This window comes from Spirochaetota bacterium, assembly GCA_030154445.1.
Classification (GTDB): Bacteria; Spirochaetota; Brevinematia; order Brevinematales; family Brevinemataceae; genus Brevinema_A.
Genome location: JAGUQW010000007.1, coordinates 140,799 through 158,565, shown reverse-complemented (window position 1 = coordinate 158,565; position 17,767 = coordinate 140,799). Strand labels below are relative to the sequence as shown.

Annotated in this window: 15 protein-coding genes and 1 tRNA gene; 13 read left to right on the top strand and 3 right to left on the bottom strand. The window is 27.3% G+C overall.

Annotation, left to right across the window (positions count from 1 at the left end; genetic code table 11):
* Complete coding sequence (gene pgsA, locus KFW21_04765; GenBank protein ID MDK2818742.1) at positions 1-654, top strand: CDP-diacylglycerol--glycerol-3-phosphate 3-phosphatidyltransferase; 654 nt, start codon at positions 1-3, stop codon at positions 652-654.
* Positions 655-682: 28 nt separating this feature from the next.
* Here pgsA and KFW21_04760 read toward each other — a convergent pair whose 3' ends face one another.
* A complete protein-coding gene (locus KFW21_04760) occupies positions 683-1,234 on the bottom strand; it encodes a tetratricopeptide repeat protein (GenBank protein MDK2818741.1) in 552 nt (183 codons plus the stop codon).
* Positions 1,235-1,379: 145 nt separating this feature from the next.
* Here KFW21_04760 and KFW21_04755 point away from each other — a divergent pair, with 145 nt between their 5' ends.
* Genes KFW21_04755 through KFW21_04740 form a run of 4 tightly spaced genes read left to right on the top strand, consistent with a single transcriptional unit; the run spans position 1,380 to position 5,816 of the window.
* Positions 1,380-3,092 (top strand): proline--tRNA ligase, encoded by a 1,713-nt coding sequence (locus KFW21_04755; protein ID MDK2818740.1) that lies wholly within the window; start codon positions 1,380-1,382, stop codon positions 3,090-3,092.
* Positions 3,093-4,070 (top strand): hypothetical protein, encoded by a 978-nt coding sequence (locus KFW21_04750; GenBank protein MDK2818739.1) that lies wholly within the window; start codon positions 3,093-3,095, stop codon positions 4,068-4,070.
* A complete protein-coding gene (gene xth, locus KFW21_04745) occupies positions 4,067-4,840 on the top strand; it encodes an exodeoxyribonuclease III (GenBank protein MDK2818738.1) in 774 nt (257 codons plus the stop codon). The genes KFW21_04750 and xth overlap by 4 nt, the downstream gene beginning before the upstream one ends.
* Positions 4,830-5,816: a biotin--[acetyl-CoA-carboxylase] ligase gene (locus KFW21_04740; GenBank protein ID MDK2818737.1), complete on the top strand. Its 987-nt coding sequence runs from the start codon at positions 4,830-4,832 to the stop codon at positions 5,814-5,816. Before xth ends, KFW21_04740 begins: the two co-directional genes overlap by 11 nt.
* Before the next feature lie 58 nt (positions 5,817-5,874).
* On the opposite strand, the gene KFW21_04735 is transcribed toward KFW21_04740, so the two are convergent.
* Together KFW21_04735 and KFW21_04730 are read right to left on the bottom strand one after the other, a co-directional pair.
* The gene (locus KFW21_04735; protein ID MDK2818736.1) at positions 5,875-7,095 is read right to left on the bottom strand and encodes a cyclic nucleotide-binding domain-containing protein; all 1,221 of its coding nucleotides are present in this window, start codon (positions 7,093-7,095) and stop codon (positions 5,875-5,877) included.
* A 27-nt stretch (positions 7,096-7,122) separates the two neighbouring features.
* Positions 7,123-8,379, bottom strand: coding sequence for a serine hydroxymethyltransferase (locus tag KFW21_04730; protein ID MDK2818735.1), 1,257 nt, complete (start codon positions 8,377-8,379; stop codon positions 7,123-7,125).
* 152 nt (positions 8,380-8,531) lie between these two features.
* On the opposite strand from KFW21_04730, the gene KFW21_04725 reads away from it, so the two are divergent.
* From KFW21_04725 to KFW21_04690, 8 genes are all read left to right on the top strand, one after another.
* Positions 8,532-8,616: transfer RNA gene (locus KFW21_04725), tRNA-Leu, on the top strand.
* Between the two features lie 129 nt (positions 8,617-8,745).
* Positions 8,746-9,783, top strand: coding sequence for a site-specific integrase (locus tag KFW21_04720; GenBank protein ID MDK2818734.1), 1,038 nt, complete (start codon positions 8,746-8,748; stop codon positions 9,781-9,783).
* Between the two features lie 603 nt (positions 9,784-10,386).
* A complete protein-coding gene (locus KFW21_04715; GenBank protein ID MDK2818733.1) occupies positions 10,387-10,917 on the top strand; it encodes a hypothetical protein in 531 nt (176 codons plus the stop codon).
* Between the two features lie 58 nt (positions 10,918-10,975).
* Positions 10,976-11,866, top strand: coding sequence for a hypothetical protein (locus tag KFW21_04710; protein MDK2818732.1), 891 nt, complete (start codon positions 10,976-10,978; stop codon positions 11,864-11,866).
* A 97-nt stretch (positions 11,867-11,963) separates the two neighbouring features.
* The gene (locus KFW21_04705) at positions 11,964-13,064 is read left to right on the top strand and encodes a site-specific integrase (protein MDK2818731.1); all 1,101 of its coding nucleotides are present in this window, start codon (positions 11,964-11,966) and stop codon (positions 13,062-13,064) included.
* A 73-nt stretch (positions 13,065-13,137) separates the two neighbouring features.
* Complete coding sequence (locus KFW21_04700) at positions 13,138-13,617, top strand: hypothetical protein (protein ID MDK2818730.1); 480 nt, start codon at positions 13,138-13,140, stop codon at positions 13,615-13,617.
* Positions 13,618-13,628: 11 nt separating this feature from the next.
* Complete coding sequence (gene dcm, locus KFW21_04695) at positions 13,629-16,103, top strand: DNA (cytosine-5-)-methyltransferase (protein MDK2818729.1); 2,475 nt, start codon at positions 13,629-13,631, stop codon at positions 16,101-16,103.
* Complete coding sequence (locus KFW21_04690) at positions 16,090-17,298, top strand: hypothetical protein (GenBank protein ID MDK2818728.1); 1,209 nt, start codon at positions 16,090-16,092, stop codon at positions 17,296-17,298. The genes dcm and KFW21_04690 overlap by 14 nt, the downstream gene beginning before the upstream one ends.
* Positions 17,299-17,767 lie beyond the last annotated feature (469 nt).

Below are 17,767 nucleotides of genomic sequence, written 5' to 3'. Positions count from 1 at the left end.
ATGCCTATATTTATATTAAATATTCCCAATACTATTACTATTTTTAGATTTTTGATGATTCCTATGGCTTGTATTCCTTTGTTACCTATCTTTGGAACACATAGTTTTAATACTTTATTAATGACAAGTTTTTTTTTTATTTTTGCAGCTAGTACTGATTTTTTGGATGGATATTTTGCTCGTAAATTAAATCAAATGACAGAATGGGGAGCCTACATGGATCCTCTTGTTGATAAATTTCTTATATGGGGCTTATATCTAGTTTTTATTTTTATACCTGATTTAAAAATTCCTGCGTGGACTTTTATGATAATTTTATTACGAGATTTTTTAGTCACTCAAATGAGAAATTATGCTTTACGATATAATATTTCTTTTAAAACATCCTTTTTAGCCAAAATAAAAACAGCAGGGCAAATGATAATTGGTGGATTTGTCTTACTTTTTTTATTAGTAAGCTATCATTTGAATAGTATTGCTAATATTCCTCAAGAGAATTATCTTACTTATTGGCAAAATAATTACTATTTAGCAAATCTTCCTTCTTTTTTAGTCATTTCAGTTACTATCTTTACAGGTATTACAGGAGTGGATTATGCGTATGCTCTTTATCGACAAATAAAATCTAATCACAAAAAACACCCTAAAAAATAGGGTGTTTTTTTTTGATTATATGTTATTTTTATTTTTGAATTCTACTTTGTACCTCTAGTGCTAACGGGAAATTAGGATTTACAGATAATACTGTAGAAAGCACTTTTTTTGCTTCTACATAATTTTTTTGATTTTCTAAAGCAATAGCCAAGTAAGTTTGGTACATAAGAGTAGTCGGGGTGTTTATGGGTGAATATGCAATGGCAGATTTGAATGCTACCTCTGCCTTGTTGTAGTATCCAATTTTTAACAAGGCTAGACCTAATCTATTAAAACTAGTAGCTGAACGAGGATTAAGGCTTACGGATGTTCTAAACGAATTTATAGCATTATTGAAATCTTTAGCTTCCATATAGGCATTTCCCATAGCTGTATGAATTTGAGAGCGAGATCCTAAGGCATTAAGAGCTTCTGTACCTATTTTCATGATTTGTTCTCGTGTTGTTGCTAATTGGATTAATTGGGAATAAGCTGAAATATTTTGTGGATTTTGTTGGATTTGTTTTCTTAGCTCATTTTCTGTATTTGCAAAAGTATTGCTAGAAAAAAATAACAAAGTAATAAGTAATAAAATATTCATAATAAATCCTTTTAATTATATATATTTTATTATAATATATATTATAATAAAACTCAAATTTTTATATAATATCTATCGTATTCTTGCATAAGATAGATATATGATTTATAATAAATAATATTATATATTAAAAGGAGAATTCTATATGCTCTATTCCAAATCATATATTTTCACTTTAAAAGAAACTCCACGAGACGCTGAAATCATTAGTCATCAATTGATGTTGAGAGCTGGATTGATTCGTAAATCTGCAGCTGGTTTATATACTTGGATGCCTCTAGGTAAGAGAGTTTTAGACAAAGTAATAGCTATTACAAAACAAGAAATGGATAAAGTTGGTGCCTTAGAAGTATTATTACCATTTGTAACACAAGGTGAACTTTGGCAAGAGTCTGGACGCTGGGATACTATGGGAAAAGAAATGCTTCGTTTTAAAGATAGACATGATCATGATTTTGTCTTAGGGCCAACACATGAAGAAGCTTTTACTCAAATTATTAGAGATACTGCCCAGTCTTATCAAGATTTACCAGTAAATTTATATCAAATAAATACTAAATTTCGAGATGAAATTCGACCTCGTTATGGAATGATTCGTTGTCGAGAATTTATTATGAAGGATGCGTATTCTTTTGATCTTGATAGCACTGGTTTAGATAATAGTTACCAAGCAATGAAACAAGCTTATCTTAATATTTTTCATAGAGTTGGATTGACAGTAGATCCTGTATTGGCTGATTCAGGCAATATTGGAGGTAGTGGCTCAGAAGAATTTATGGTACCCTCGGCTGTTGGCGATGATGATATTGTTAAATGCTCTTGTGGATATGTGGCAAATTCTGAAAAAGCAGAATCTATTATTCCTAAAAGAGAAATAAAATTAGAACAACAAATTGAAAAAATTCATACTCCTGGAGTTAAAACAATAGAAGATTTAGCAAAATTTTTTAATTGTGATACAAAAGATTTGGTGAAATCTTTTGTTATTGAAGCTGATGGAAAATTAGTGATGGCTTGTATTCGTGGAGATTTGCAAATTAATGAAACTAAATTACAAAATTTGTTGAATGCTATAGAGATGACTATGGCAGAAGCTGATGTGATCTATGATCAGACTAAATCTCCTATAGGATTTTTGGGAGCAAAAGATTGGCCTACAGATGTAGTATTAGACGAGTCTATTCTTGATATGCATGATACTGTGGTTGGAGCTAACGAAAAAGACATGCATTGGAAAGGTGTATCTGTACTTAGAGATTGTAAAAAGACGCTCACTGGTAATTTTCATAATGCAGAAGAAAATCATCTATGTATCTCTTGTCAAAAACCTCTTCAGACTTATAAAGGTATAGAAGTTGGGCATATTTTCAAATTAGGTACAAAATATGCAGAAGCAATGAAAGTAACAGTATTAGATAGAAATAATCAGGAAGTATATCCTGTCTGTGGTTGTTATGGAATAGGTATTGGTAGAGTAATTGCTGCCGTTGTAGAACAAGGATCAGATGCAAATGGTATTATTTTTCCAATATCTATTGCTCCTTATCATGTAATTATCACTCCAATACTTGTTGAAGGTGAATTATTTGAAGAAGCTAAGAATATCTATAAAATATTGCAGGACAAACAAATAGAAGTTATTCTAGATGATAGAAAAGAAAGAGTTGGTTCTAAATTCAAAGATGCAGATCTGATTGGAATTCCAATCAGAATCACGGTAGGTCGTTCTTGGCAAGACAAACAAGAGTTTGAAGTAAAAATTCGTCGTACTGGTGAATTGCTATCAATACCAAAAGATGTACTATTACAACAAATAGAAGAATTAATATCAAAAGAATATGAGGTTTTTAATAGATAAATGCAGCTAATTTTAAAAATTATTTTTTTTATTGTTCTTGGACTAAAATTGTCAATTCCTTCTTATTCTTTTTATGATATTTATGGAGATATACTGTATTTATATGATGTTGAGTTTACAGGCGAAGTAATTATATCTTCTAAGTATTTTAGTTATACTAATACGAATGCTCAATTTAATTTTGATTATTCATTATCGACTAGTTCTGAATTTACTGATACTCAACAAATAGTTATAGATTGGAAATTTTCTCCTTTAACTAGTTCAACATTACCATCTATTTTTATTGATCTATGGCAATCATATATAGATAGTAAAACAGATAATATTGCTTATATAGTAAAATTAGAATCAGATCATTTTTTAGTATTTGATAAAAATGGAAAAAGACATCCTTTAGGATATGTTTTTGAAGTTTTATTTCCTATTATTGATATGAAAAATAATCAATATAATCAAACATATTCTCTTAATGTTCCTAGTGAATTAGAAACAGATTTGATTTCTATGGTTGTTTCTGGATGGGATTTTTTCAAAATTTCTCGTGCATTAAATTCTGACCCTCTTATTCTTTTAGAAACAAATATTCAATTAATTAATGACATCTATTCTACTTATGCTTATAGAAATAATAATAATATACCAACTGTTTTTTGGATGCAAAATATTAATATTTTGCAGGCTAATAGATATAAACAAATAAAACATGAAGCAACACTTACAGGGATGTATTTTTTAGAATTAGATGAGAAAATATTATCTAAGTCTATAATTATAAGTAAAGTTTCTGTAGAATTACCATATCAATATCAAAATTTTAAAGTGCCTTTCAACTTAAAATTAGAAGGCAAGTTTGATATTAATTTAAAAAAAGAAGCAGATATAGCTACAGTAAATAATAAACACTATAGTAATAGTACTTCTTTGAATAATGATAAATTAATAAATGAAAATAATAATAGGAATACAAATCAATGAGAACTTTTATTTCATGGAATATAAATGGTATTAGAGCAGCTACTAAAAAAGGATTTTTGGATTGGTTATATGAATATGATGCTGATATTGTAGGGGTACAAGAAATTAAAGCTGAACCGCAACAATTAGAGTCGCCTATCAGGAATCCTCAAGATAGATTTACTTATTGGAATCCTAGTCGTACTAAAAAAGGATATTCAGGAACAGCTTTATTGAGTAAAGTTGAACCTAAAGTTGTTGATTTAGGGTGGGGTGAAGAAATATTTGATCAAGAAGGTCGTACAATTATGGCTGATTATGGTGATTTTGTTTTTTTTACTATTTATTTTCCTAATGGAGATAGTTCTCCAGAGCGTCTTCAATATAAATTAGATTTTTATGATTCATTTTTAGAATATATTATTAAACTCAAAAACGAAGGTCGTAGTATTATTTTTTCTGGAGATGTGAATACTGCTCATAAAGAAATTGACCTAGCTAGACCTAAAGAAAATAAAAATGCTTCAGGATTTCTTCCTATTGAAAGAGCTTGGATAGATAAAGTAGTCGAAGCTGGTTTTGTAGATACTTTTCGAATAATTAATCCTGATACAAAAGATCAATATTCATGGTGGAGTTATAGAGGTGGCTCAAGAGATCGTAATGTTGGGTGGAGAATTGATTATTTCTTTATCAGCGAAGATTTAGTTCCAAAATTGAAAAACGCTTTTATTCTTAGTGATGTACAAGGATCAGATCATTGTCCTGTTGGAATAACGATTGATTTATAATAATAAAAATATTTATCCTATAGATCAAGTATTATTAGCATTATTAACATCTAAGAATCAATATGTGTCTGGTGAAAAAATTGCTCAATCGCTTTTGATCTCTCGTGCTGCTATACATAAAAAAGTAGAAAAATTAAGATTAGATACTTATAATATAGAAGCTGAATCCAACAAAGGATTTATTTTAAAATATCCTTTACCCTACAAACTTATTCCTGAGAAAATTTTTCAAAATATTTCAATCCCAAATTGTCCAACAATATTATTTATGAAAAACACAACTTCTACAAATACTATTGCCAAGCAAATTATAAAAGAACAAAAAGAACCTTTTATTTTGTTAACAAGAGATCAGGTAATGGGTAGAGGTCGAATGAATAGACCTTGGCAGATGTCTGCAGATAAGGATATTGCTATGAGTTTTACGATACCTTGTAATATCTCGCATTCTTTATTATTTTCTATTATTAGATTGGTTTCTGTTGTTGTTTGTCAATTATTAAATAAGTACAGTGATAACAAATGTATGATAAAATGGCCTAATGATATTATTACAAAAGATAATAAAAAAATATGTGGTATTTTAACAGAAAGTGTACTAGAAGATAACGAAATTAAGTATATTATAATTGGAATAGGAATCAATATTAATAGTAGTGATTTACCCGATTATGCAGATTCTTTAAAAGAATTAACAGGTAAAGAATGTGATATTAATCAATTTTGTAGTGAACTAATTGAATCTTTGATAATTTTATGGGAAGATTTCCCAAGTAATGAAGAGACAATTGTAAAAAAATGGGAACAACTTTTTATTTGGAAAAATGAAGAAGTTTTGTTGATACATAATGATCAAGAATATAGAGGTATTTTACAGTCGGTTCTTCTGGATGGATCACTAATTTTGGAAATTAATAAAGAACAAAAAACATTTTTATCTGGTGATTTATCTAAGATAAAATTGAATAAAATATAGAAATATATTAAATAAAAAAAGTATTAGATATTATCTAATACTTTTTTTATTTAATATATTATTGATTTTTAATAGTACTACGATGTTGGTGACGATTTGACAAAGCAATAGCACTTCTAATATTATACACATCTTTAGACATAAGTTTGTTATTTTCGACACTTAATGCAGAATCATTTGCAATAATATAATCTATATATTTTTTCCCTATTATAGGATCTAATCCTATAAATTGAATAATATCAGTAGGTGACATTTCAAAAGAATATGCTAATCCTTTTTTGATAGGAACACGATTGTTTAACAGTAGTGTTTGTAAAGCATCGTAAATTTTTGTAATAGGATCTATAATTAATTGATTTGCTAATCGTTTATAAATAAGCCAAATTCTATCTGATAATAATTGAATAATACGACGAGCAATTTCTGGATGAGTACGAATATATAATTCAAAATTTTGTTTATTAATGCGTAATAGAGTTACTTTGGTGACAGCAATAGCAGATGCCGAACGAGGGCTATTTTCTAATATTGCCATTTCTCCAAAAATATCTTTTTCTTTAAGCATAGCTAATAAAACTATCTGATTATTAGTGAATTTTGTGATTTTTACAAATCCTTCTAAAATAATATATAAATCAGCACCTTGTTCATACTCGAGAAATATAGGATTACCGGCTTCGTAAGTTTCTTGAATTCCTTGTTGAATTGGTAAATGAGATTTCTCATCATAGTTAAGAATTTTAAGATAATTTTGTACTTCTAAAACAGAACTATCGTTAGGATAGTTTTTTATAAAATTAGAAAAAGCATATCCTGCAATATTATTTTGTCCAAGACTTTGATAATATTCTCCCAATTTGATTAAACTAGTGAGAGTATTTGATTCTATTTTTGATGTAGATCCTTGTGTCAACTGAGCTAATGTTGTATTATATTTTCTAAGTCTTTGTGAGAAGTACCTAATGATTTTTATTGCAACAGGAGCCATTTGAGTAATTAAAGTTTCAAATTGATCAAATCTTACAACAATTAATACAGTATCTTCAAGAGCTCGAATACTAGATAATCTAGCTCTTCTACTCATACAATCTAAAACACCAAAAAAATCACCTGTTTTGATGATTAAATTACTTTCTTGAGTTAGATTATTAAGAGGACTTTCTTCTATTAATGATCCTTGTCTTACAATATAAAAAGCTGCACTATCTGTTTGTTCTTCAACATATACATATGTTCCAGTTCTAAAACTTACAGTTTTAAATTTGATAGGTTCCATTTTGATCCTCGACTAATACTCTTTTTTTTATGAATGATAGATATGAAAATGTGTGCATAGTTCTAAAATTTCTTGTTTGATTTCTTTTTGAATATTTTGATTGTCTTTGTTTTTAATTAACTTATCAAGCCATTGTGCTATTTGTATCATTTCTTGTTCTTTCATACCTCGTGAAGTAATTGCTGGTGTACCAATTCTAATGCCAGAAGGTTTCATAGGAGAAGCTGGATCGAAAGGAATGGAATTTTTGTTTAAAGTGATATTTATGGTATCACATAATGTTGATATTTCATTACCATTAGTATTATGTGTACGAAGATCTACAATAAATAAATGATTATCTGTTCCATTACTAATAATAGAATGCCCTAAATCTGCTAATGTTTGTGATAATGTCTGAGCATTAGTAATTACTTGTTGTTGATATATTTTAAATTTAGGTTGTAAGGCTTCTTTAAAAGCTACAGCTTTAGCTGCAATAACATGCATTAAAGGCCCGCCTTGAATACCTGGAAAAACAGTCTTATCAATAGCTTTAGCAAATTCTTGTTTGCAGAGAATCAATCCACCACGAGGACCTCGTAATGTTTTGTGAGTTGTAGATGTTACGACATCAGCTACTGTAACAGGGTTTGGATGTAAGCCTACAGCTACTAATCCAGCTATATGTGCCATATCTACCATGAGATAAGCACCAACCTCATCAGCAATTTTTCTAAATTCATTAAAATCAATAATTCTTGAATAAGCAGAAGCTCCAGCTATAATAAGTTTGGGTTTTATCTCTAAGGCTTGTTTTCTGATTTCATCATAATCTAAAAGATATGTTTGAGGATCTACTGTATAACTATGAGCTTCGTATAATTGACCAGAAAAATTCAAATGAAATCCATGTGTTAAATGTCCACCAGCACTTAGTCCCATTCCGAGAATTTTGTCACCAGGTTGTAGTAAAGCCATAAAGACAGCCATGTTAGCTTGAGATCCTGAGTGAGTTTGCACATTAGCATGTTCGGCATTAAATAGTTTTTTTGCTCTGTCTATAGCGAGTTGTTCAGAAATATCAACATATTCACAACCACCATAGTAACGCTTGGCTGGATATCCTTCCGCATACTTGTTAGTGAGAATACTGCCTTGTGCTACTAATACAGCTTTGGAAACGATATTTTCAGAGGCAATTAATTCGATAGTATTTTGTTGACGGAGAAGTTCATTTGAGATAGTATTATATATTTCAGTATCAAAATCTTGTAATTCTTGTGGTAAAAAAGGAAATATCATAAATCCCTCCATAATATAAAAGTGTGAGTATATTATATATTATATTTGATATAAAATCAATGATCTTTTATCAAATATAATATATAAATTTACAAAAAATTAAATTAAAAGTATTGACAAATATATTTTAAATGATATATAATATATTATATGCTCCGGTGGTGGAACTGGTAGACACGCTAGCTTGAGGGGCTGGTGGCCTTTTTGGCCGTGCAGGTTCAAGTCCTGTTCTGAGCAATGACTTTATAAGTCAAAAATTCGTACAAGCTTTGATATTTTCAAGGCTTGTTTCTTTTTTAAAAACTTCATAATCCCAACTGTGTATAGATTGTGTATGAATTGTGTATATGGTTTAGGACGTGAATTATGGGATTATATCAAAGAGAAAACGGAATTTTTTATTTACAGATTAAAATCAATGAAAACAATAAATCTCAGTATAAACGCATATCTTTAAATACTCGTGATATTCGTTTAGCTCAAAGAATGTATGATAATTATCTATTATCAGAAATTAATCAAAAATTACACCCTACAAAATCCACTCATACAGAATTAACTCAATCAACTGTCAAAAGCTCATCTAATAAAAAAGAAATCAAGAAATATAGTATAGACAAATCTTATACGGAATATCTTGATTTATGCGAGAGTCAAAAACTAAGTAAAGGAGTGATACGATTTAAACAATCTCTCTTCACCCACCTTAAAAAAGAGAATATTAAATATGTTTGTGATATTACTCAAGAAGTTATTAATCATATTACAAAGACTTTTAAAAAAGACTATTCTAATAAGCATATACGAAATTTAAAGGCTTTTCTAAATTTCTGTATTAAGAAGAAATATTATAAACGTGAAGACTATGAAAGTTTGACGTTTTTGATGACTAAGGATTCAACAAGAGATATTATTATAGAAGAAAATGATTATAAGTACATGCGTACGGCAATAACAGATAAAGATTTTCTTCTATACATAGATACATTATGGGAAACAGGTTGTAGACCTAATGAGATAACTCAATTAAAAAAAAGTAATATTGACTTTAATAAAGGAACTGCTAAGATTTATCAGAATAAAACCAAGAAATACAAAACGGTGTATTTAACCGATGAGCTTTTAACTATCTTCGATAGGATTCAAAACAATTATATCTTTATAGGATGTGATAAAAATGATACACATTATTCAAGAAAATTCAAAAAGTTAAAAGATGAGCTTGAATTAAATAAAGAATATTGTTTGTATGCTTTTAGACATAGTTTTGGCACAAGGATGTTAAATAAAACAAAAGATATTCATCTTGTATCAAAGTTACTTGGACATAGTGATATAAGTATAACGGCAAAACATTATATTAATCGTAGTGATAGTGAAATAAGAGAAAAATTGATAAATTAAAAAATATCCCCCTGTAAAAATACAAGGGGATATGGTATTAGATAGTCTTATTTAAGACTAATCTGTTAGGATTTGGCCAATACAGTATTTATTTGTTGATAATTATAGATATAGGGCAAAGCCCTTCCCTCTATAGGTGTTGAGTAAGTATAGAGGGATAGCAGTTTGTATAATTTTAGTCGTCGTAGTATAAAAAAAACTCATGACAAACTGTCATGAGAATAATTATTGAATCTAAAACAATAAAGCTCATAACAGCTGTATTGCTTAATATCCTAATAAACAAAGTTTTAAACATTTCTATCTAAACCAATTGCACGGATATACAACTGCTATGAGCAATATATATAAATTTACCGTGCAATCGGCAAATAGGAAAATATAGTATCACTAGTAATAATGATACATAGGTATTCATACTTTAAAAATAAAAAAGAATTGTATATAAACAACTCTCATCTTTATTTTAAAGTATGAGATAGAAAATAAACTATTTCTAGTTTATTAGGATATTAAGCACTTATATTATAGCATATTTGAATTTAGTTGTCAATCAGTTTTATAAAAAAGTGGATCAAACGGCACGTTTGTAGGTAAAGAACAATGAATAAGAAAACAAAATATAGAAAAGAATTTGAAAAATTGATATATGAGTGTATAGTAGATAAGTTTATGTACTTAAAAGATATAGCAAAAGTCATGAATGTCAATTATGATACTCTTAATGAATGGTTAAAAGTAGATAGTAAATATTTTAAATCCGAGTTATCCGAGTCTTATCATAGGGCTTTGAAAGACAAACAACAAAGAATTATAGAGAAAACACAAGAACAACTTTATAAATCGGCATGGGGATATGAATACAAAGAAGTCAAACAAGATAGTCAAGGGGATATTATTTATACGGTAACCAAACAAGCTCATCCTAATGCAAAGGCTTGTCTTGATATTTTAGCAAGATTGAACCCAAAAGAATGGGATAATAGTATTAAGATTATTGAAGTTGAGAAAAATAATTATGACAATATGACAGAAGAAGAAATTGACAGAGAATTACAACAATTCAAAGATGAAGAACTATTACAAATGCTTAGAGATGAGATAGAAAAAGAAAAAAATATTCAACGAAGTTGATTGAAAAGAGGCGAATGCCTCCCGATATATTTATTTACGATATTATCGGAGTTGATTTATGAATGATGTTATTGAAAATAAAATATCTATAATAAGATATAGAATATATAACTTATTAGAAAATAATAATCTTATCGAAATTAAAGGATTAAATTTTATCAATGATGAGCAAAAGAAAAAAGATTATATTGATTTTATTTTACTAACATTATATAAAGATTTAGATCATTTTCAAACACAACGTTATACATATAAGCAATTTATGACAAATAAACCTATTACAAAAAAAGAAATTAGTAAATTAATAAAGCAAATGGAATATATAGAAAGTAATCTATTACATTATATGCCTGCTATTGTATTGAATACAGAAAGACAAGAAAATCAAATGCTTTCTAATGTTGCTCATAAAGTAAAACAAGAACTCGATATATATCTGAATAAAACAAAAGAAATTATCCAACATTTTAATAACTATGAAAATGTACTTAATTCTAAAAAACACACTCATTTTTGTAATTTTTATACAAGAGAAATAGATCAAGAATATGTGATTAGAAATCTGATTTTAAGATATTTAAGTTTGATTACTCAAATTTGTTTTGGAGAAAATTGTAAAAACAAGCATAAGTTATTTTATGATTTATTAGTACAAATCACAGGTCAAGAATGGGATAATTTTATCCCTGAAGAAGTGAAAAATATTGTAAAGAATATTAGTATTACTAAAGATATTGATAAATTGAAAATTTGTTTTGATAGTGTACATCTATCATTACCTATTACAGATAACACGAATAAAGAAGTTTTTAATAAGTTAGTAAATGGGATAGATATTTATAACAATGAAACAACGAAATACTATGAGCGTTTTATTTTTCATAATCAATTTTTTAAGAGCTATGTATTATTTAAAGAAAAAATAGGATTGGCTTTTTTAGATAGGTAAATTGAATTTAAAAAATAATTTTGAGTTTACCAAGATTAAAAATTAAAAACCTGTGATAATATTGTGTAATTACAATAAAAATCACAGGTTTAATTTTATGGGTATATATAAACGTGAAAACGGTATCTATTATCTCAACAAAACAATAAATAAACGCACTTATCGATTGTCTTTAGAAACAAAAAACTATCATGAAGCAAAAGAACGCTATGAGATGTTTTGTAGTAAGCTATTTTATAACAAAGTACATAATATGTCTGAAATCCCTTTAATCATGCGAGAAAGTGCCTTTAAATCGTCAAAAGATCATCTCGGGTCTATGCAGACAGCACAAACTAAAAACATCAATCGGGTATATCAAGATTACTTAAAAATAGCTAAATATAATGGAATTACAGAAGAAACAATCAAAGTTAAAGAAGTAGGTTTAATAGTATTAAAACAATATAATCTCGAATGGAATACAATTAATAATGATACGATGTTAGAAATACAAACAGATTTAAGACAAAAGTATTCTAAACACTATGCTTATAAAATTACAAAGAATATCAGAGCTTTTTTGAATTATGCAATCAAGCAAGGGTATTATGATTATAACGAATACAAAAAACTAGAGTTTTTTCAAGCTCCAAAACCACAAAAACGAAAAGTGATTATTTCGATGGATGATTTTAAAGATATGTTATTATATTGTGATAGGGTAGGGAACTTAGATTTTAAGTATTATTTAATGACATTGTTTTTCACAGGCTCACGACCTCGAGAAATTGTCAATTTGACTTACAAAGATATAGACTTAAAAAACAATCGTATCTCTATATGGATGAATAAAACTAAGAAATTCAAAACTGTCCCTTTAAATCCTATGTTCGCAAGGGAATTAGTAAATATTATAAAATTTAATGAATTGACAAACGGATGTCTATTCATAGGGTCGATTAAAAGTGATAAAGGCTTTTATTCAAGACAATTCAAAATCATGAAAGAAGAACTAAATCTTAATAGTGATTATAGTCTATACTTATTCAGGCATACATCAGGAAGTTTAGCACTTGAAATATCAAAAGACATCCACAAAGTAAAAGCTTTACTCGGACATGAGAGTATCAAAACCACCGATCAATACTATATGCTTGAAAATCCTGAATCTTTACGAGATACACAGGATGAGCTTGTTCATATGGTGTATAAATAAATAGTGTTTATTCTTGAAAATTGTGTACATATTGTGTATAATGTCAAAGAATTTTATCTAAAATAGAGGGTATATGTTTAAATTCATACAAAAAATACGATGTTATTTATCTAAATCTAATCCAACAAACATTGTAAAATTTTCTTTTGAGTGTCGTAGCTGTAAAAATCCAATTAATTTTCCTAATGCAAATGCTTTTTTTATTATTTTAGGTGTACTAGCTAATAATAAATATACTAAGGTTATTTATGAAAAAAATCAAAAGCAAGGTGCTAGAGGTAATCAGTATAGAATTGAAATTTATACCATGAATGTGTATTTAAAACAATATTTGCAGATCAACTTCACTGCTGGATTAGGAAATCAAATTTTATGTCGCGTGTCTTGTAAAGAATATATTGAATATCTAATAAATAATTTTCATGTTAATGCTCCTAGTACATATAACTTAAGCCCTATTATAAGTACTCAAGATAAAAATCTGATTAGAAATACTATACAAACAAAATATCCTCAATATTTAACATGTTTTGATTTAGGATTTAATTCATAAAAGGTTATAAAATGTCAACTAAACTTACTTACATTTCTCTCTTTAGCAGTGCTGGTATTGGTTGTTATGGATTCAAACAACAAGGTTTTGAATGTATAGCGACTAATGAATTACTAGAAAAAAGAATGTCGATTCAAAAATATAATCACAAATGTAAATATGAAACAGGGTATATTATTGGAGATATAGAAAATTCAGATACACAAGATCGTATTTTATCTGAGTTGGATTTTTGGTATAAAAATGAAAATATAAAAGAATTAGATATTCTAGTAGCTACCCCACCTTGTCAAGGAATGTCTGTTGCAAATCATAAAAAAACAGATAATGAGATTAAAAGAAATTCTCTAATATTACAATCAATTCTCTTAACTAAAAAAATTCAACCTAAATATTTTGTCTTCGAAAATGTTAGGGCTTTTCTTAAAACTCTATGTGCTGATATAGATGGAGTTGATAAAAGTATAGAAGTTGTTATTAAAACACATTTAGAGAGTATCTATAATATAGAGTACAAAATTATAAACTTTAAAGAATATGGAGTACCATCAAGTAGAACTCGAACTCTTATAGTCGGTGTACGTAAAAATATATACGATATTTCACCTTTAGACTTGTTTCCTAAAGAAGAATCTCAAAAAATATTAAAAGAAGTAATAGGAGATTTTCCATCATTAAAAAATATGGGGGATATTTCAGATAAGGATATCTATCATTTTTATCGTTCTTATGATCGTAGAATGTTACCATGGATAGAAAAAACCAAAGAGGGATATTCAGCTTTTGATAATGAATTATTGGAGTATAAACCTCATAAAATTGGTAAAGATGGAGAAATTATTTTAAATCAAAATAAGAATGGTGATAAATACAAAAGAAACTCATGGGATGCTATTGCTCCATGCATACATACAAGAAATGATATACTAGCTAGTCAATCTACAATACACCCATCAGATTCAAGGGTATTTAGTATACGTGAATTAATGATAATAATGAGCATACCTAATTCTTTTCAATGGTCAGATATATCAGAGAATCGGCTGAATAATTTTTCATTAATAGAAAAACGAGCATATTTAAAAACTAATGAATTAAACATCAGACATTCAATAGGTGAAGCTGTACCTACATATATTTTTAACCAAATTGCAAAAAACATTATTAACGTTACAAATGAATCTAGTATTAATAACGTAAAGAAAATCATAAATGAAAATGAATTAGATAAATCTTTTAAAACATTAAAAGATTTTGTTTTACGTTCATTAGATATATATTCTTTTAAGACACTATCAAAAATTATTGAGTTTTCTAATGCTCAACGTACTCTCTTGTCAGCTTATTATACGCCCTCAAATATAGTTCACAATATCGTATCTCATTTGCCGAAATTAAAAACAAAAAAAGAAATCTATGTATTAGAGCCGTCAGTTGGTATAGGTAATTTTTTACCAAGTATTATTGACAAATATGCAAATCAAAATCTAATAATTGATGTTATCGATATTGATTCTGATATGATAGAATTATTATCAATTTTATTTGATCATTTTTATCCTAATGTAAAAATAAACTATATCAATTCTAATTTTTTATTATTTAATTCTGATAACAAATATGATATTGTGATAGGGAATCCACCTTATGGAAAATCAGATAAAGATAATTTGTTTTTCAAGAAAAACATGTATAACACGATGAGTTGTAATATATTTACTTTTTTTATTGAAAAAGCAAAATCTTTAGGAAAACATGTAGCTTTTGTTATACCTAAAAGCTTTCTATCATCGCCTGAATACGATAAAACAAGAGAATTACTTGAACGAGATACAAGCATTCTTAGTATATGCGATTATGGAGAAAAATCTTTTTATAATGTTAAGATAGAAACTATTGGATTGATCTTTTATACAGAAAAAAAAGAAAACACTATAGTGATTGATAGTTTTGTTAATAAATCATTAAATATAAAGCACTATTCTAAAATTTTTGATAAAGAGTTTAATATGTGGTTATTATATACTGATGACTTCTTTTACTTAGTTAAACAAAAATTAGAATTTGATATTTTTAATTTTTATAGAGATAGACAAATTACAAAAAAACATACTAAAAATTTAGGTAAATATAGAATTTTAAAATCTAGAAATATTGATAATTTATCTATTAAAGATATACCTGATTATGATTCATATACAGACGAAATCGAAAATTTATCTGTAAAAAAATATTTAAATACTAATTCTGTACTTATTCCAAATTTATCTTATAATCCTAGAGCTTGTTTTTTACCTAAAAATATGATTACTGATGGCTCAGTGGCAATACTAACTCCTGTAGTTGATATTACAGAAAAAGATTTAGAATATTTTTCAACTGATGAATTTAAAACATTTTATATGATTGGTAGAAACCACTCTAAAAGAAGTTTAAATATAGATCGTAATTCTATACGTTTATGGGGTAAATATGTTAGACTATAATCTAGTTCCAAAAATCATTACAGATCATTTTGATAGAATTAATTTAGACATACGAAAAACACCTGACAAATCATTACGCTTTTCAGATCAAAAAATTACTCCTGATGTTGTATCTTTTATAGCTGATTGTATAGTAAATTTCATTGATTCTAATACTAATACATTTACAAGAAAAAATATCGAAGAAAATAACTATTTTAAAGCGAACCTTAAACTTATATTTAATAAAGCATTATCATATAATGAACTAGATAAATTTATTAGTCAACCTTTAGCAATGTTAACATATTCAGGTATTTTATCACGTCAAAGAATTGGTAAAAAATTTCATTATTCTATACAAAACAATGAATTACTAGAGTACATTGCTTTAAAAGATTCAAATACATATTTGTTTTTAATTGTTTATTTTTATAAATTTTTTATTGATTCAAATTTTAAAGGGTTTAAAATTTTTATTGAAATAAAAGATAAAACAAATAATGATTATGATTTATTAAAGAAAAATTTTGTTAAATTTATGGTTGCATATACTAATATTGGTCAAAAAGGCTCGTCTAACCCTGAAATAGAAATCTATCGTATATTTACTAAGATTATTAACATATTCTCATGTTATTATACTACTTTAGGTTCAGTAAAAGGAAATTTATCTAAATACAATATTACATACAGAGATTTAATGTATAATGAGCTTAATTTCAGAGATATTGCAAGTGGTAAAGAAAAAGGGATGTCTCGACAAGAACACGCTCAAAAAAAATCAGACGAGGGTACCACTCACGAATATACAGATAACCTAATACAACGTGCAATTAAACAAATTAAAAAGATTCATCCATACAGTGAGGTAAATGATAAGTTAGCTGGAAATACAGAGCATATACACCATATTTTTCCTAAATCACTTTATCCATCTATTAGTTATTATTTAGAAAACCTTATAGGTTTAACAAGTGGTCAGCATTTATCTAAAGCTCATATTAACGGAGCTACAAGAAAAATAGACAAATCCTATCAATTAACTTGTCTATATGCAAAATGCGAAAATATTTTTAAACATCCACAATATTATACGATTCCTAATTTTATACATGTTATCAATACAGGATTAGAATCTAGTGATTTTCATACTACTATGAACCAAGAAGATATCAAAACGCAATTACGTATAACATATCAACTATTAGCTTAGTATAAAAAACCCATCCTAAGCGATGGGTTTTATTTTTATAAGATGAGCCTTGATATTTTCAGAAAACTATGTTACAATAAATACAGAAATAACCAATAAATAAAGCTCATCAAAAGAGTTTATTTTGAGGTTGAAAAATACAAAAAACAGCCTGTGTATAGATTGTGTATAATTTGTGTATGGTGGTTAGAAGTTTTTGAAGCAGTTAAATTCGTTTAAGTGTAGACTATATCGAAAGATTGTAAATTTATCTAAGAAAAAATCAAAGTATGTTCTGAGCAATGACCTTAGGGTCTAAATATTTGGACAAATCTTTATTATATATGGATTTGTCCTTTTTTAATCAAAAATAATACTTTCATAAAAAAATTCCCTATAATGGGGGTTTTAATAAATTTATTAGATATATAGGTATTAAGAGACAAAATCTAAGGTGTTTTTTAATTATTTAATGGAAACATCAGTTTTA

What these genes read in the sequence shown, in the direction of transcription:
- pgsA (MDK2818742.1), top strand. Translation starts at nt 1, where the DNA reads ATGCCTATATTTATATTAAATATTCCCAATACTATTACTATTTTTAGA.
- KFW21_04760 (MDK2818741.1), bottom strand. Translation starts at nt 1,234, where the DNA reads ATGAATATTTTATTACTTATTACTTTGTTATTTTTTTCTAGCAATACT.
- KFW21_04755 (MDK2818740.1), top strand. Translation starts at nt 1,380, where the DNA reads ATGCTCTATTCCAAATCATATATTTTCACTTTAAAAGAAACTCCACGA.
- KFW21_04750 (MDK2818739.1), top strand. Translation starts at nt 3,093, where the DNA reads ATGCAGCTAATTTTAAAAATTATTTTTTTTATTGTTCTTGGACTAAAA.
- xth (MDK2818738.1), top strand. Translation starts at nt 4,067, where the DNA reads ATGAGAACTTTTATTTCATGGAATATAAATGGTATTAGAGCAGCTACT.
- KFW21_04735 (MDK2818736.1), bottom strand. Translation starts at nt 7,095, where the DNA reads ATGGAACCTATCAAATTTAAAACTGTAAGTTTTAGAACTGGAACATAT.
- KFW21_04730 (MDK2818735.1), bottom strand. Translation starts at nt 8,379, where the DNA reads ATGATATTTCCTTTTTTACCACAAGAATTACAAGATTTTGATACTGAA.
- KFW21_04720 (MDK2818734.1), top strand. Translation starts at nt 8,746, where the DNA reads ATGGGATTATATCAAAGAGAAAACGGAATTTTTTATTTACAGATTAAA.
- KFW21_04715 (MDK2818733.1), top strand. Translation starts at nt 10,387, where the DNA reads ATGAATAAGAAAACAAAATATAGAAAAGAATTTGAAAAATTGATATAT.
- KFW21_04710 (MDK2818732.1), top strand. Translation starts at nt 10,976, where the DNA reads ATGAATGATGTTATTGAAAATAAAATATCTATAATAAGATATAGAATA.
- KFW21_04705 (MDK2818731.1), top strand. Translation starts at nt 11,964, where the DNA reads ATGGGTATATATAAACGTGAAAACGGTATCTATTATCTCAACAAAACA.
- KFW21_04700 (MDK2818730.1), top strand. Translation starts at nt 13,138, where the DNA reads ATGTTTAAATTCATACAAAAAATACGATGTTATTTATCTAAATCTAAT.
- dcm (MDK2818729.1), top strand. Translation starts at nt 13,629, where the DNA reads ATGTCAACTAAACTTACTTACATTTCTCTCTTTAGCAGTGCTGGTATT.
- KFW21_04690 (MDK2818728.1), top strand. Translation starts at nt 16,090, where the DNA reads ATGTTAGACTATAATCTAGTTCCAAAAATCATTACAGATCATTTTGAT.